General features: G+C 70.2%; 11 protein-coding genes. 8 read left to right on the forward strand and 3 right to left on the reverse strand.

Annotated features, from left to right (window positions below):
- Nucleotides 1–40 precede the first annotated feature (40 nt).
- The 6 genes from H613_RS0113385 (at nucleotide 41) to H613_RS0113410 (ending at nucleotide 7,602) form a co-directional block, all read left to right on the forward strand.
- Nucleotides 41–1,105 carry a LacI family DNA-binding transcriptional regulator gene (locus H613_RS0113385; protein ID WP_026924203.1) on the forward strand — a complete coding sequence of 355 codons (1,065 nt, stop codon included), beginning with the start codon at nucleotides 41–43 and terminating at the stop codon, nucleotides 1,103–1,105.
- Between the two features lie 88 nt (nucleotides 1,106–1,193).
- Complete coding sequence (locus H613_RS0113390; RefSeq protein WP_026924204.1) at nucleotides 1,194–1,964, forward strand: ThuA domain-containing protein; 771 nt, start codon at nucleotides 1,194–1,196, stop codon at nucleotides 1,962–1,964.
- A complete protein-coding gene (locus H613_RS0113395; RefSeq protein WP_026924205.1) occupies nucleotides 1,961–3,076 on the forward strand; it encodes a Gfo/Idh/MocA family protein in 1,116 nt (371 codons plus the stop codon). Before H613_RS0113390 ends, H613_RS0113395 begins: the two co-directional genes overlap by 4 nt.
- Nucleotides 3,077–3,102: 26 nt before the next feature.
- The gene (locus tag H613_RS0113400; RefSeq protein WP_439330248.1) at nucleotides 3,103–4,245 is read left to right on the forward strand and encodes a Gfo/Idh/MocA family protein; all 1,143 of its coding nucleotides are present in this window, start codon (nucleotides 3,103–3,105) and stop codon (nucleotides 4,243–4,245) included.
- A gap of 156 nt (nucleotides 4,246–4,401) precedes the next feature.
- On the forward strand, nucleotides 4,402–5,250 hold the full coding sequence (locus H613_RS0113405; protein WP_035738055.1) for a S1 family serine peptidase: 849 nt from the start codon (nucleotides 4,402–4,404) through the stop codon (nucleotides 5,248–5,250).
- Between the two features lie 177 nt (nucleotides 5,251–5,427).
- Nucleotides 5,428–7,602 carry a heavy metal translocating P-type ATPase gene (locus H613_RS0113410; RefSeq protein ID WP_245598555.1) on the forward strand — a complete coding sequence of 725 codons (2,175 nt, stop codon included), beginning with the start codon at nucleotides 5,428–5,430 and terminating at the stop codon, nucleotides 7,600–7,602.
- Nucleotides 7,603–7,680: 78 nt separating this feature from the next.
- On the opposite strand, the gene H613_RS0113415 is transcribed toward H613_RS0113410, so the two are convergent.
- Complete coding sequence (locus tag H613_RS0113415) at nucleotides 7,681–8,664, reverse strand: helix-turn-helix transcriptional regulator (RefSeq protein WP_026924209.1); 984 nt, start codon at nucleotides 8,662–8,664, stop codon at nucleotides 7,681–7,683.
- A 125-nt stretch (nucleotides 8,665–8,789) separates the two neighbouring features.
- Here H613_RS0113415 and H613_RS0113420 point away from each other — a divergent pair, with 125 nt between their 5' ends.
- Entirely contained in the window at nucleotides 8,790–9,185 is a 396-nt protein-coding gene (locus H613_RS0113420; protein ID WP_026924210.1) for a RidA family protein, read from the forward strand.
- 50 nt (nucleotides 9,186–9,235) lie between these two features.
- Here H613_RS0113420 and H613_RS0113425 read toward each other — a convergent pair whose 3' ends face one another.
- Both H613_RS0113425 and H613_RS31720 read right to left on the reverse strand, forming a co-directional pair.
- Nucleotides 9,236–10,120 (reverse strand): sulfotransferase domain-containing protein, encoded by an 885-nt coding sequence (locus tag H613_RS0113425; RefSeq protein WP_026924211.1) that lies wholly within the window; start codon nucleotides 10,118–10,120, stop codon nucleotides 9,236–9,238.
- 114 nt (nucleotides 10,121–10,234) lie between these two features.
- Entirely contained in the window at nucleotides 10,235–12,112 is a 1,878-nt protein-coding gene (locus H613_RS31720) for a peptidase inhibitor family I36 protein (RefSeq protein WP_211234814.1), read from the reverse strand.
- Between the two features lie 936 nt (nucleotides 12,113–13,048).
- Here H613_RS31720 and H613_RS29300 point away from each other — a divergent pair.
- Nucleotides 13,049–15,076 carry an OmpL47-type beta-barrel domain-containing protein gene (locus H613_RS29300; protein WP_051393322.1) on the forward strand — a complete coding sequence of 676 codons (2,028 nt, stop codon included), beginning with the start codon at nucleotides 13,049–13,051 and terminating at the stop codon, nucleotides 15,074–15,076.
- Nucleotides 15,077–15,139 lie beyond the last annotated feature (63 nt).

Below are 15,139 nucleotides of genomic sequence, written 5' to 3' on the forward strand. Positions count from 1 at the left end.
GGAGGCGGCGCGCCGACGAACACGAAACGGAGGACGGCCAGTGAGCGGCAAGTCGTCCGCCGCGCGGCGCAAGGCGAGCATGACCGACGTCGCCGAACTCGCGGGCGTCTCGGTCATGACGGTCTCGAACGTCATCAACCGGCCCCAGATCGTCGCCGAGGCGACCCGCACGAAGGTCCACGCCGCGATGCGCGAACTGCGCTACCGCAACAACCTGGTCGCCCGCAGCCTCAGGCTCGCGCAGCCGCGGCAGATCGGCTACGTGCTCCCCGCCCAGGACGCCGTCGGCAACCAGTACATGGACGCGTTCCTCCACGACCTCGCCGCCGCCTGCCAGGCGGCGGACCGCAACCTCACCCTCATCACCGAGCGCGGCACCGACGCCCTCATGACCGCCTGCGAGGACCTCTACTTCGGACAATCGGTGGCGGGTTTCGTCATCTCCAACGTGGGGACCGAGGACCCGCGGCCCGTCGAACTGCGCAAGCGCGGCATCCCGTTCGCGGCCTACGGCCGCACCGGCGAGGCGTTCGCGAGCCCCTGGAGCTGGGTCGAGGGCGACGCCGCGCTCGGCATCGCGATGGCCGTCGACCACGTCGCCGCACGCGGGCACCGCGAACTGGCGTTCGTGGGCGCCGACCACGCCAGCGTCACCATGGTCCAGCGCGAGCACGGCTACCGCGAGGCCTGCCTCCGCCTGGGGCTCGACGGCTCGCTCGCCGCGGGCCGGATCGTCCACTCCGGCAGCGACCTGGCCTCCGGCGTCCGCGCCGCCGCCGACCTCCTCGGCGCCGCCACGAACGACACCGCCGCGAGCTCCGCCGCCCCCACCGCGCTCATCTGCGTGTCCGATCAGGTCGCCGCGGGCGCCGTCATCACGCTGCAGAGCCGGGGACTCGTCCCCGGCCGGGACGTGGCCGTCACCGGCTACGACGACACGCCGCTGACCTCGTTCGGCCCGGTCGGCATCACCTCGGTCCGGCAGGCCTCGGCGGCGATCGCCGCCGAACTCGTCCGCCTCATCATCGACCGGCCGGGCGGCCCCGAGCATGTGCTGCTGCCGCCCCGGCTCACGCCGCGCTCCAGCACGGACCGGGCCGCATGACCACCGGGCCTCATGAACTCCGGCGAAGCCGCCGCGGCCCCAGGATTTTAAGCTCACAATGCAACCAGAACAGAAGGAGAACCGGGAAATGGCCGATCAACCGATCCGAGTCGTCGTGTGGGGCGAGAACCGCCACGAGCAGGTCGAGCCGTCCGTGGCCGAGCGCTACCCCGACGGCATGCACGGCGCCATCGCCAAGGGCGCGGGCGCATGGCTCGGCGACAAGGCGAGCATCACCACCCGCACCCTCGACGAGCCCGAGCACGGGCTGACCTCCGACGTCCTCGACGAGACCGACGTGCTCGTCTGGTGGGGCCACGCCGCCCACCACGAGGTCGCCGACGAGGTCGTCGAGCGCGTCCACCGCCACGTCCTCGCGGGCATGGGCCTGGTCGTGCTCCACTCCGGGCACTGGTCCAAGATCTTCACCAAGCTCATGGGCACCACCTGCACGCTGCGCTGGCGCTCAGAGCACGACCGCGAACTGGTGTGGACGGTGAACCCGCAGCACCCGATCGCCCGCGGCATCCCGAACCCGATCGTCATCCCCGAGCAGGAGATGTACGGCGAGTACTTCGACGTGCCCACCCCCGACGAGCTGGTCTTCATCTCCGGGTTCACCGGCGGCGAGGTCTTCCGCAGCGGCATGACCTACCGCCGCGGCTTCGGCCGGATCTTCTACTTCAGCCCCGGCGACCAGGACTTCCCCGTCTACCACCACCCCGACGTGAACCACGTGATCGCCAACGGCATCGAATGGGCCCGGCCCGACCGGGAGCGCGAGACGCCGACGCTGCTGCGCTACGAGACCGACGACTTCTGGGGCGGCCAGGGCTACAAGGGAGCGTTCGAGCGATGACCTCTCCCACCATCGACACCGAAGGGCCACTGCGTCTCGTCGTGGTCGGCGCGGGCGGCATGGGCCGGGCCTGGGCCCGCACCATCCAGGCCCACGACGACGCCGAACTCGTCGGCATCGCCGACCTCGCGCCCGCCGCCGCCGAAGCGGCGGCGGCCGAGACCGGCATCCGGGGCCTCGCGCTCGGCTCCGACGCGGTCGAACTCGCCCGCCGCACCGGCGCCGACGCCGTCGTCAACGCCACCATCCCCGAGGCCCACCACCAGGTCACCACGGCCGCGCTCCTGGCCGGTCTCCCGGTGCTGGGGGAGAAGCCGGTCGCCGCCAGCGTGGCCGAGGGCCTCTCGCTCGCCGCCGCGGCCGAGCACACCGGGCAGCTGTTCATGGTCAGCCAGTCCCGCCGCTACCACCGCTCGCTCCACCAGGCCAAGCGGCGGCTCGAGACGCTCGGCGCCGTGGGCGTCGTCGCGGTCGACTTCTTCAAGGCGCCGCACTTCGGCGGCTTCCGCGACGAGATGGCCAGCCCGCTCCTGCTCGACATGGCCATCCACCAGTTCGACATGGCCCGGTTCCTCCTCGACGCCGACCCCGTCTCGGTCTCGTGCGAGGAGTACAACCCCGCCTGGAGCTGGTACACCGGCGACGCGGCCGCCACCGCCGTCTTCGCGATGGAGGGCGGCGCCCGCTTCGTCTTCAACGGCAGCTGGTGCAGCCCCGGCTTCGAGACCTCCTGGAACGGCTCGTGGCGCCTCTCGGCCGAGCGCGGCACCGTCCTGTGGGACGGCGAGGGCGAACCCGGCGCCGACCCGGACGAGGCGGTGCCGACAGTGGACGACCCCGGGCGCGAGATCGCCGGATCGCTGCGCGAGTTCACCGCCGCCCTGCGCCACGGGAGCGAACCGATGGGGCGAGTGCACGCCAACGTCATGAGCCTCGCTATGGTCGAGGCCGCGACGCAGAGCGCGTCGCAGGGGCGGCGCGTCGCGATCGACGACGTGCTCGAGCGCTCCTACGACGCCGCGCTCGCCACCGAGCGCAACGCCGAAGTGCTCGCCGTCATGAAAGCCTGGCCATCCGTCCGCGATGCCCTGAGTCAAAAGGAGCCGCAGTGAGCGAACCCGAGTCCCTCCGCGTCGGCATGGTCGGCTACGCCTTCATGGGCGCGGCCCACTCGCACGCGTGGCGCACCGCGCCGCGCTTCTTCGATCTGCCGCTCGCGCCCCGCATGACCGCGGTCGCCGGGCGAAACCCCGAGCGGGTCGCCGCCGCGGCGGCGAAGCTCGGCTGGGACTCGGCCGAGACCGACTGGCGCAGGCTGATCGAGCGCGACGACATCGACCTGATCGACATCTGCGTCCCCGGCGACCTGCACGCCGAGATCGCCATCGCCGCGCTCGACGCGGGCAAGCACGTGCTGTGCGAGAAGCCCTTGGCGAACTCGGTGGTCGAGGCCGAGCGGATGACGGACGCCGCCGAGGCCGCGAAGGCCCGCGGCGCGTTCGCGATGTGCGGCTTCAGCTACCGCCGCACGCCCGCGCTCTCGCTCGCGAAGCGCCTGGTGGCCTCCGGCGCGCTCGGACAGATCCGCCATGTGCGGGCGCAGTACCTCCAGGACTGGCTCACCGACGAGAACGCGCCCATGACCTGGCGGCTCGACAAGTCGAAGTCCGGCTCGGGCTCCCTGGGCGACATCGGCGCGCACATCATCGACGCCGCGCAGTGGATCGCCGGTGCGAACGTCACCGGCGTCTCGGCGACGCTCGAGACGTTCGTCGCCGAGCGCCCGGTCGGCGGGGACTTCGTCGGGCTGGGCGGCCACGGCGGCGCCGACGGACCGAAGGCCCCGGTCACCGTGGACGACGCCGCGATGTTCACCGCCAGGTTCGCCGGCGGCGCCGTCGGCGTCTTCGAGGCGACCCGCTTCGCGCTCGGACGGAAGAACGCGATGCGCCTGGAGCTCAACGGCTCGAAGGCGTCCCTCGCGTTCGACTTCGAGGACATGAACTCGCTGTGGTTCTACGACGCGGACGACGAGCCCAACGCCGGATTCCGGCGCATCCAGGTGACCGAGCCGGAGCACCCGTACACGGGCAACTGGTGGCCGGTGGGGCACGGGCTCGGCTACGAGCACGCCTTCACCCACCAGGTCGTGGACCTCGTCGAGGCGATCGCGGGCGGCGAGCAGCCCACACCGTCGTTCGCGGACGCGCTCGGCGTCCAACGGGTCCTGGCGGCGGTCGAGGCGAGCGCCGCGGACGAGAGCCGCTGGACACAGGTCTGAGCGGACCACGGTGAACGGGGCCCGGTCGCGAACGCGGCCGGGCCCCGTTCCCGCTGCGGCACTTCCGATCGGGAGGGGTCCCGGCGCGATGTGGGTATTTTCGGGATCAGGAAGGCCAAACGGCCCAATCCCCACATCCACCCCGAAAGGATCACAGTGGACAAGAAGAGGAAGCACCTGCTCCGCCTCGGCACCGGCGTCGCCGCGGGTGTCGGCGCCGCCGCCCTCGCCTGGGCCGGCACCGCCGCCAATGCGCAGGAGCCGTCCACCGACGGCGGTTTCGAAATCCAGGTCATCGGCGGCCAAGAGGCCGAAGAGGGCCAGTACCCCTGGCTCGTCGCCCTCGGCTACGCGGGCGAGGGCGACCCGGTGCAGCGGTGGTTCTGCGGCGGCTCGGTCATCGCCGAGAACGTCGTGATGACCGCCGCGCACTGCGTCGAGGACAAGGACCCTGAGGACCTCGCGGTCTTCTCCGGCTCGGTCGACCTCGGATCGGACGCGATCGTCGAGACCGCGGTGGAGGAGGCGCACATCGCCCACGACTACAACGAGCCGGTCGAGCTCGCCAACGACTGGGCGCTGCTGCTCCTGGACGAGTCGGTCGACGTCGAGCCGATCGAGGTCGGCACCGAGCCCACCGAGTTCGACACCCTCGAGATCGCCGGCTGGGGCCTCGACGAGACGGCCCAGTACCCGACCGTCGCCCGATGGGCCGAGGTGCCGTTCGTCGACGACGAGGCCTGCGCCGAGGCGTACCCGGGCTGGATCGACGAGGCCACGATGCTGTGCGCGGGCGACCTGGAGAACGGCGGGGTCGACGCGTGCTCCGGCGACTCGGGCGGCCCGATCATGGCCCGCGACGAGGACGGCGAGCAGTTCCTCGCGGGCATCGTCAGCTGGGGCACCGTCTGCGCCGAGGCCGGCAGCCCGGGCGTGTACGCCGAGGTGGCCGACTTCAACAGCGCGATCGACGACGTCCTGGACGACTGGGACGTCGACGTGTGACCCCCGCGGGAAACCGCTGGACGGGGCCGGGAGGGTTCGCCTTCCCGGCCCCGCCGCCGTTTCCGCCGGATCGGAGAGGGAACAACCCACGGGCGGACACCGTTGAACCGGCTTGCAAATATACCCCCCTAGGGTATACGGTTCCGACAGCGGCCACCGACACGGAAGGAGCCCCCGGTGAGCACCCACCACGCCCACGGCGAAGACGCGAGGCGCCACGAGCGCCACGGCGGACACGCGGGACACGGCGAGCCCCCGTCCGCCGACGGGCCCGAGCCCCACGAAACCCACACCATCCACGAAACCCACAATGCGCACGAGGGCCACGGCGCGCACGGCGGCCACGAAGGCCACGACAAGCACGCCGGACACGACCCGGAGATGTTCCGCCGCAAGTTCTGGCTCAGCCTGATCCTGACGATCCCGCTGATCGTCGCCAGCCCCATGGTCATGGACTGGTTCGGGTACACACTGGACTTCCCCGGCATCGAGCTGATCGGCCCCGTCCTCGGCTCGGCGGTCTTCCTCTACGGCGGCCGGCCCTTCCTCGTCGGCGGCGTCAACGAGGTCCGCGATCGCGCCCCCGGCATGATGCTCCTGATCGCCACCGCCATCACCGTCGCCTACGTCGCCTCGCTGGCGACCAGCCTCGGCCTGTTCGACCTCGAGTTCTGGTGGGAGCTCGGCGCGCTGGTGTCGATCATGCTGCTGGGCCACTGGCAGGAGATGAAGGCCATCGGGCAGGCCCAGGGGGCGCTCGCCGCGCTCGCGGCGCTGCTGCCCGACGAGGCCGAGCGCGTCCAGGACGACGGCTCGACCGAGACCGTCCCCGCCGGTGATCTCGCCGTCGGCGACGTGGTGCTGGTCCGCTCGGGCTCCCGCGTCCCGGCCGACGGCGAGATCGCAAGCGGCGAGGCCGAGATGGACGAGTCCATGATCACCGGCGAGTCCAGGCCCGTGGCGCGAGCGGCGGGCGAGCGGGTCGTGGCCGGGACCGTCGCCACCGACTCGGCGATCCGGGTCCGCGTCGACGCGGTCGGCGACGACACCGCCCTGGCGGGCATCCAGCGCCTCGTCTCGCAGGCGCAGTCCTCGCGGGGGAGGGGCCAGGCCCTGGCCGACCGGTTCGCGGCCCTGCTGTTCTACATCGCCATGGGCGCCGGGGTGATCACCTTCGCCGTCTGGTCGCTCGTCGGCGACCTCACCTCGGGCGTGGTCAGGACCGTCACGGTCCTGGTCATCGCCTGCCCGCACGCCCTGGGGCTGGCCATCCCGCTGGTCGTCGCGATCACCACGGCCGTCTCGGCCAAGTCCGGGATCCTGGTCAAGGACCGGATCGCGATCGAGCGGATGCGCACCGTCGACGCCGTCCTGTTCGACAAGACCGGGACGCTGACCAGGGGCGAGCACACCGTCGCGGGAGTGGCCGGAACCGCCGGTGTCGACGCCGACGAGGTCCTGCACCTGGCCGCGGCGGTCGAGTCCGACTCCGAGCACCCCTTGGCCCGCGCGATCGTGGCCCACCACGGCCACGCCCACGGCGAAGGCGCGCACGCGACCGACTTCCGCTCGCGCACCGGCAAGGGCGTCGAGGCCACCGTCGACGGCCGCAGGCACGCGGTGGGCGGACCGGCGCTGCTGCGCGAGCTCGGCCTCGAACCGCCGTCGGCGCTGCAAGGCGAGACCGGCGCCTGGTCGGGCCGCGGCGCGACCGTCCTCTACCTCATCGCCCTCGAAGCGGAACCGGCCGTGCTCGGCGCGATCGCGCTCGAGGACGAGGTCCGGCCCGAGGCCAAGCAGGCCATCGCCGACCTGCGGGCCCAAGGGATTCAGCACATCGCGCTCATCACCGGCGACGCCCGCCCGGTCGCCGAGGCCGTCGCCGCCGATCTCGGCTTCGTGGAAGGCCGCGACGAGGTGTTCGCGGAGGTGCTGCCCGCCGACAAGGACCGGGCGGTGGCCGACCTCCAGTCCCGCGGCCTGCGGGTGGCGATGGTCGGCGACGGCGTCAACGACGCCCCGGCTCTGGCCAGGGCCGACGTCGGCATCGCGATCGGGGCGGGCACCGACGTGGCGATCGAGTCCGCCGGGGTCGTCCTGGCCTCCTCGGACCCGCGCGGCGTCGGCGGCGTGGTGCGGCTGTCCAAGGCGAGCTACCGCAAGATGATCGAGAACCTCGGCTGGGCCGCGGGCTACAACATCGTCGCGATCCCGCTCGCGGCGGGCGTGCTGGCCTGGGCCGGGTTCACGCTCAGCCCGGCGATCGGCGCGGTGCTGATGTCGGCCTCCACGATCGTGGTCGCCCTCAACGCCCAACTCCTGCGCCGCGTCGAACTGACACCGAAGTCTTGAAGGGCGAAGACCCGCCGGCGCCCGTCCCGCACGAGGCGCCGACGGGCCTTCGCGTGGGTCGAGCACGAGCCGACGCGCTCACGCGCCGGTTCGGTCCCCGTCTCCATAGCGGGCGGCGACCGCGGCGGCGCGGTCGCGCAGGGAGTCGCGCAGCGATCGGGGGGCCAGGGCCTCGGCGTCCGTGCTGAGCTGCCACAGTGCCCACTCGGCGTGCCGTGAGTCCTGGAAGGTCGCCTCCAGTCGCAGCCAGCCGTCCGCGTCGGGTGCCTCCGCGCGGACGGCCAGCGCGGTGTCCAGCAGGTCCTCCCGCCGCTCGGGGGCCACCCGCACCAGCACGGTGATATGGCCGTCGGACAGGAACCGGGCGGCGCGTTCGCGCCAGACCCGGTCCAGGTCGACCCGGCTCGGTCGCCGCGCCGGTTCGGGGAGCGCCTCGGCGGCCGATATCCGCGACAGCCGGTAGGTGCGGTCCGCACCGGATCTGGTGGCCAGCAGGTAGCCGCGGTCGCGGACGGTGACCAGGCCGATCGGGTCCACCGTGCGCCACTTCGGGCTCTGGCCCGTGGCCGCGTAGTGGAGGCGCAGCCGGTGCCCGGCGAGCACCGCGCGCCGGACCTCGGTCACCACGGCATCGGGCACCTTCTCGGCGGCCAGGCGACGCGAGAGCAGATCGGTCTCCGGCTCGACGAGGAACCGCTGGACCGCGTCGTTCGCGGTGGCCCGATGGCCTTCGGGCAGCGCGTCGACCACCTTGCGCATGGCCGAGGCGAGCGCCGAGCCGAGGCCGAACGCCTGCTCGCCGCGTCCCGATCCGGCGGTCAGCAGGGCGAGGGCCTCGTCGTGGTTCAGGCCGGTGAGCTCGGTCCGGAAACCGGGCAGCAACGCGAAGCCGCCGTGCCGGCCGCGTTCGGCGTAGACCGGGACGCCCGCCGCGGACAGCGCCTCGATGTCGCGCAGCACGGTGCGGGTGGACACCTCCAGCTCGCGGGCCAGCGTGTCCGCCGTCAGCCGACCGCGCCGGCGCAGCAGCAGCACCAGTGAGACCAGCCGATCGGCGCGCATGCGAAAACTCTACAGGAATACACGACACAGGATGTCGTGATTTCTTGCGAGGCTCGTTGGCACGACGTCGACGGCTCCCGAGCCGATCGGCGTACACACTCGCAACGAATGGAGCCGATGTGGCAATGGAACGAACGGCGGTCAACCCGGTGACGTGGTCGCTGGAGATGGGATTCAACCAGGGCGAGCTCGTCTCCGGGCACACCCGGACCCTGTACTGCTCCGGACAGACCGCGATGGACGCCGAGGGCAAGCCCCTGCATGACGGCGACATGGCCGCCCAGCTGGCGCTGAGCCTCGACAACCTGGAGGCCGTGCTCGGCGAGGCCGACATGTCCCTCGCGAACCTCGTCCGGCTGGGCGTCTACACCACCGACGTCGATCTGCTGTTCCCGCACTACGGCGTGCTGGCGTCGCGGCTGGGCGCCGCCGGGGCGGCGCCGGCCACCACGATGCTCGGGGTGACGCGACTGGCGGTCCCCGGCCAGATGGTCGAGCTCGAAGGCACCGCCGTCGCGTGAGGCGATCCGCCTCCGCCGCTCGAACCGGCACGAGCGGCGGAGGCGGGTGGTCACGGCCGGTGGAGCCAGGCCGCCAAGTCCTCCGGCACCAGCGCCGCCACGCGCGCCTCGTACGCGGCCAGCTCCTCGGCGCTCAGCAGCGCCGCGGCCGCGCCCGATTCGCCCCGGCGGAAGAACGCGTCACGGCTTCGCATGAGCCCCACCGGATCCGGAGCCATCGTCTCGGCCTGCGCCTTCATCTCCGCGAAACCGGCGGCCCGCACCAGATCGGCCCAGCGCGTCTCGGGCACCTCGATCCCGAGCCAGTCGGCGATGCGCCGCATCTCGCCTTCGCGATCGGCCGAGAGGTCCGCGTAGTGGACCAGGAGGAGGTTCGGCTCCGCTCGCCGCGCCCACGCATCGCTCAGATGCGCCATCACGCCCGGGAACATCTCGGGGAACTCCCGCGGGTCGCTGTCCGTGAGCGTCCAGCGCACCAGCCAGTCGCGCGGCTCGGGTCGCGGTCGCTTCTTGGCTTCGGGCACGGGCACGCCGGTGAGTTCGGCGATGCGCTCTCGCCGCAGGTTGGAGCCCTGGTGGTAGAGCGACACGGCGGCGTCGAGCGGATGCCGGGCCACCACGATGTAGCGGGCGGTCGGATGGATCGGGATGCCGTCGAGCGGGGTGTGCGTCTTGACGAACCGGCGGTGCCGCTGCGCCGCGAGCTTCGCGAACACCGCCTCCTTGGGCGCGATGGTCCAGTCGAGCCACGGGGAGAGCTCGGAGAGCGGTGCGGGGAGGTCGGGCGTCTGGAAGACCAGGAGGGCGCAGATCATCTGCGTCCAGGTGGTGCCGTGTTTGGAGCGGGTGCTGATGACGATGTCGTCGTCGCGCATCGGGAAGTCGAGCCAGCGGTGGCTGTCTTCCATCTCGGAGCGGTAGCGGTAGGGGGTCACCGCAAGAGCGTAGGCGCTTTCCGACCGGTCCGCTTCCCGCCCTCCGGCAAGACGGGCGGGCCTCGCGCGAGACCCGCCCGTCATCCCCGGTTCACCGGACCGGGATCGGATCCGTCAGAACACCCGGACGCCGAAATTGCCGCCGTACACGTTGGTCACGTGCACGCTGTACGAACCCCGAGGCGGGGCGGCCTCGACCATCTGGCCGTTGCCCAGATATATCGCGACGTGCGACGTGCTGCCTCCCGGGCTGCCCCAGAAGATCATGTCGCCGCGCCGCAGGTTGCCCATCGAGACCACCGTTCCCGCGTGCTGCTGCGGGCCGGTCCAGCCGCCGATGTCGATCCCGGCGCCCTGCCAGAACGCGTACTGCGTCAGGCCCGAGCAGTCGTAGCCGAACCGGCCCCTGTCGTCCCAGCCGCCGGGGCTGCAGCAGACGCCGTAGGTCGGGCCGTACTTGTTGCCGCCGGCCCAGGAATAGGAGTAACCCTGCCCGGTCTGCGACAGCGCGGCTTCGATGACGCGCTCGATCTTCTCGGAGTCGGTGCCGCCGGTGTCGCCACCGCCACTGCCGCCGTTTCCGCCGGCCTCGCAGTCGTCGGCGTCGGTGAGGAAGCGGTGCGAGGCGTTGTTGTTGTAGAGCGTGCCGTTCAGCTGGCCCTTGTATCCGGGTTCCACGTCCTGGCAGACGCCGCCGTAGTAGCTGTTGAAGTAGACGCCGACGGTCTTGTCGGACCGGTTCCACACGGATGCGGCGTTGTTCTTGATGCACTCGCCCTGTCCGCTGCCGCTGCCCCTGAATTCGTAGCAGGACGGCTGCGTGGTGCCGTAGTCGCCGATCGACTTGGTGAAGTCCGAGATGGACCCCTCGTTGCCGCTGTTGAAGTAGTAGCAGAACTCGCCGCTCTCGCAGGTGCCGCTGCGAGCGCCGCTGGTGCCGCCGTCGTCGTCGCCGTCTCCGGAGCCCGAGAGGAACCGGTGTCCGGCGTTGTTGTTGTAGAGCGTGCCGTTCAGCTGGCCCTTGTAGCCAGGTGCGATGTCCTGATAAGACCCTTCGTAGTAGCTGTTGAAGTAGACGCGCACCGTTGTGTCGGATCGGTTCCACACGGACGCGGCGTTGTTCTTGATGCACTCGCCCTGTCCGCTGCCCGAGCCCTTGAACTCGTAGCAGGACGGCTGCGTGGTGCCGTAATTGCCGACCGAGTCGGTGAAGTCCGAGACCGATCCCTCGTTGTAGCTGTTGTAGTAGTAGCAGAACTCGCCGTCGCCGCAGGAGCCGTTGCGCGCGCCGTCGATGCCTCCGTCGAAGGTGAAGAACTTGTGCGAGGCGTTGTTGTTGTAGAGCGTGCCGTTCAGCTGGCCCTTGTAACCCGGCGACAGGTCCTGGTACGACCCTCCGTAACCGCTGTTGAAGTAGACGCGCACCGTTTTGTCGGATCGGTTCCACACGGATGCGGCGTTGTTCTTGACGCATTGGCCCTGTCCGTTGCCCGAGCCCTTGAACTCATAGCACGAGGGTTGCGTGGTGCCGTAGTCGCTGACGGAACCGGTGAAGTCCGAGACCGATCCCTGGTTGTCGCTGTTGTAGTAGTAGCAGAACTCGCCGCGGTCGCAGGAACCGTCGCGAGAGCTGCCGCCGCTGGAGACCGGGAGGAACTGGTGCGAGGCGTTGTTGTTGTACAGCGTGCTGTTCAACTGGCCTTTGTATCCCGGCGGCAGGTCCTGGTAGTCCCCTCCGTAACCGGTGTTGAAGTGGACGCGGACCGTCGTGCTGGACCGGTTCCACACGGATGCGGCGTTGTTCTTGACGCACTCGCCCTGTCCGCTGCCCGAGCCCTTGAACTCATAGCACGAGGGTTGCGTGGTGCCGTAGTCGCTGACCGAGTCCGTGAAGTCCGAGACCGATCCCTCATTATTGCTGTTGTAGTAGTAGCAGAACTCTCCGCTCTCGCAGGAGCCGTCACGGGCCGAGGCGGCCGCCGGCTCCGCCATGACGACTGTGAACCCCACGATCGAGGCCAACATCGAGGCCAGTGCGAGAAGCGCAATACGCGCCCTTGTCATTCGAATTTCCCTTCGTCATGTTTGCATCGCTTCGAAAAAGGCAAAATCCGCACTATCCCCCGACGACCGCGAAAGCCGTGTACGGAAACGTGTTCGAGTACTGCCGTCGACTGCTCGGGACGCATGTCGATCCGTCCCCGTGCGCCGCTTCCCCCACTCCGCGGCCGGACCCCCGTCCGCGCCACGGAGAACCGGGTCCCCTCGCGCGTCTCCACCGTCCATGGGGCCGCCCGCCGCCGATCACGTCGGCACTGTCGCGACACCGGCGGCAACGACCGTGACCGGCGCAGCGTGCCGCGCTCCCCAGGTCCTCGCATCGTTCTCGCCCGCGTATCCATGGCGCCCAATCCGTTCCTCGGCGTCACACTTGTCGACCAGCGCGGTGCGTCCGCTTGCATCGCAATGCAAGTGATTCGCATCACTTCATGAGCGTATCGCAGGTTCTGCTCCATTGGGGCCTGTGATGACAAGAATTTTTCATCAGTTCACCTGAGGGTGTAGGTTTGTGACATTTCCCGAATGATCACACTGGAGCCCTGCTCGGCGGCGGTGTGAGGCGGGTGCGGCTCCGTGTCCGAGGTGGCCGCGCGGTGGTCCGGCCGCGCTTCCCTGACGTTCCAACGTGGATCGGGTTTACAGGAGCTCTGTAATATGTTACACATTACTAGGGCTCGCGAAGGACGCGAGCGCCCGAAAGAGTGTCACCGCGAACCCCCCTTCAAGGACACCGCCTATGAACCGTCGCAGCAACGCCTTGCGCGCCAATGCCACGGCCCTCCCCATGCCCCGGTCGGCCCTGGCGACACCGAGCGCCCGACCGGCGCACCGAACTGTTCGGCCCTCATCACGAACGGAGCGATCGAAGTGAAGACTCTCAAGTCAAGAACGGGCAGCGCGGCGGTCGCATCGCTGGTGCTCGCCTCGCTGCTCATAGGGGCGGGTCCAGCGCTCGCCGAGACCGGCGCCACGACCGAGATCCCGGTCGGCGAGGACGGGACCGTCGCCACCGACCCGTCCTTCGACGGGCCGCAGGTCACCGAGGTCCGCGTCATCAACGAGGGCAAATTCCTGGAGATCTACTGGGACCGCTACGTGGACGAGGAGGCCGCCGTCAGCCCGGACAACATCACGCTGACCAACGGCGACACGGACATCGCCCTCCAGCCGAAGCCGGCCACGGGCCCCACCGACACCATCTTCTTCGACAAGGACAACGAGCAGATCGCGGCCACCGAGGCGAACAGCATGGCCCGCCTCCCCGACGACCTGCACCTGGCCAGCATCGCGTACACGGGCACCATCGACCCCGATCAGCCCCTGACGCTGACCATCACCGGATCGAACATCGAGGACGCCGACGGCAGGGCGGCCGCGGACGCCACCTACACCGGCGTGCCGAAGCTCGACTACTACACCCAGTCGGTCACGACCGGGACCGGCATCGTGGTGAAGGCGAACCCGCGCGTCGACCCGGCCACACTGGACATCGCTGCGGCACAGGTCGACGTCGAGCTCGGCAAGGGAGACAACGGCATCGCTGAGACGATGGCCGACTTCGGCTGCTCGCTCGCGGTGTACGCCTCGCGCGAGAACGCCTACCTCGTCCCGGAGCACCGAGGCGGCTACGACCCCGAGATGTACGACGTCGAAGGGTACGGCGGCAGCACCTGGAACGGCTGCGTCTCGTCCATCTCCGAGCGGAACGTCCTGCGCACCCGCGGGAACGACAACGAGTTCCTCAACACCGCCTACCCGAACGAGAACATCCTGATCCACGAGTTCGGCCACGCGGTCCGCCTCGTCGGCATCGAGACGCAGGACGACAAGTCGCTGTCCGACGAGTTCTACGCCGTCTACGCGAACGCCTACAACACCGGCCTGTGGCCGAACACCTACGCGATCGGCAACAGCGACGAGTACTTCGCCACGCTCTCGGCGGTCTGGTTCGACGTCATGGCGGAGAAGCCCGACTGGACCGACGGCGTGCGCAGCCCTATCAACACCAGGGCGGAGCTCAAGGAGTACGACCCGATGGCGTACGAGTTCTTCGCGAAGGTCTACCCCGCGGACCTGACCCTGCCGGCCCCGTGGGACGAGCCCGCCCCGGACGAGTACCACGGCGACTACACGGAGGAACCGCGGCTGCCCGAGCGGGAGACCGCCGAGAACGTCGACTTCGACAGCGACGTCTTCCGGATCATCACCGACAGCCTCGGCGCCGAATACCAGATCGACCGGTACGCGGGGGACGCCGAGCACCCCGAACGCGACATGGTCGTCTGGGTCAAGTGGGGCGGCGGCGTCTGGAGCCTCGACTACGAGAACGGACGGTACACGATCAGCGCCTCGGACGGCAGCGGCGTCCTTGCGGCCGTGTCCGACACGGAGGTCGCCTACCTCGGCATCGAACCGAGCGGCGATCCGAGCCAGGAGTGGACGTTCGTCCCCGCCACCGCGACGGAGACGAACCGCTACGACGGCATGCTGGTCAACGCGGCGAACGGGCGCGCGCTCGCCCTCGACGGCCGGGCGGAGTCGGGCACCTCGATGACGCTGACCGACCCCGAGAACGGCACGCGCTGGCTGCTCGAGGACACCACCCGGACCGAAGTCCAAGGGACGGACGCGTACCTCCTGCCCAGCGAGGACACCACCGCTCCCGAGCTCTCCCACAGCTGGCAGTCGCCGTCCAGGAAACTGCTGGCCTTCGAGGCGAGCGACGAGGGATCGGGCGTCGCCTCGATCGAGTACCGCGTCAACGGCGGCGAATGGACGGTGTACTCCGGCGAGATCCACATCCGCCCGCACGACGTGGTCGAGGCGCGCGCGACCGACCACGCCGGCAACACCGCTCCCGTCCTCACCGTGACGCGGAAGGGCGACCGGCCCTAGGTGTGATATTCAGGGGCGCACGGACCCGATGCGATGAATCGGACGCGGCGAGCGAGCCTCACG

Source organism: Glycomyces arizonensis DSM 44726, from assembly GCF_000482705.1.
Lineage (GTDB): Bacteria > Actinomycetota > Actinomycetes > Mycobacteriales > Micromonosporaceae > Glycomyces > Glycomyces arizonensis.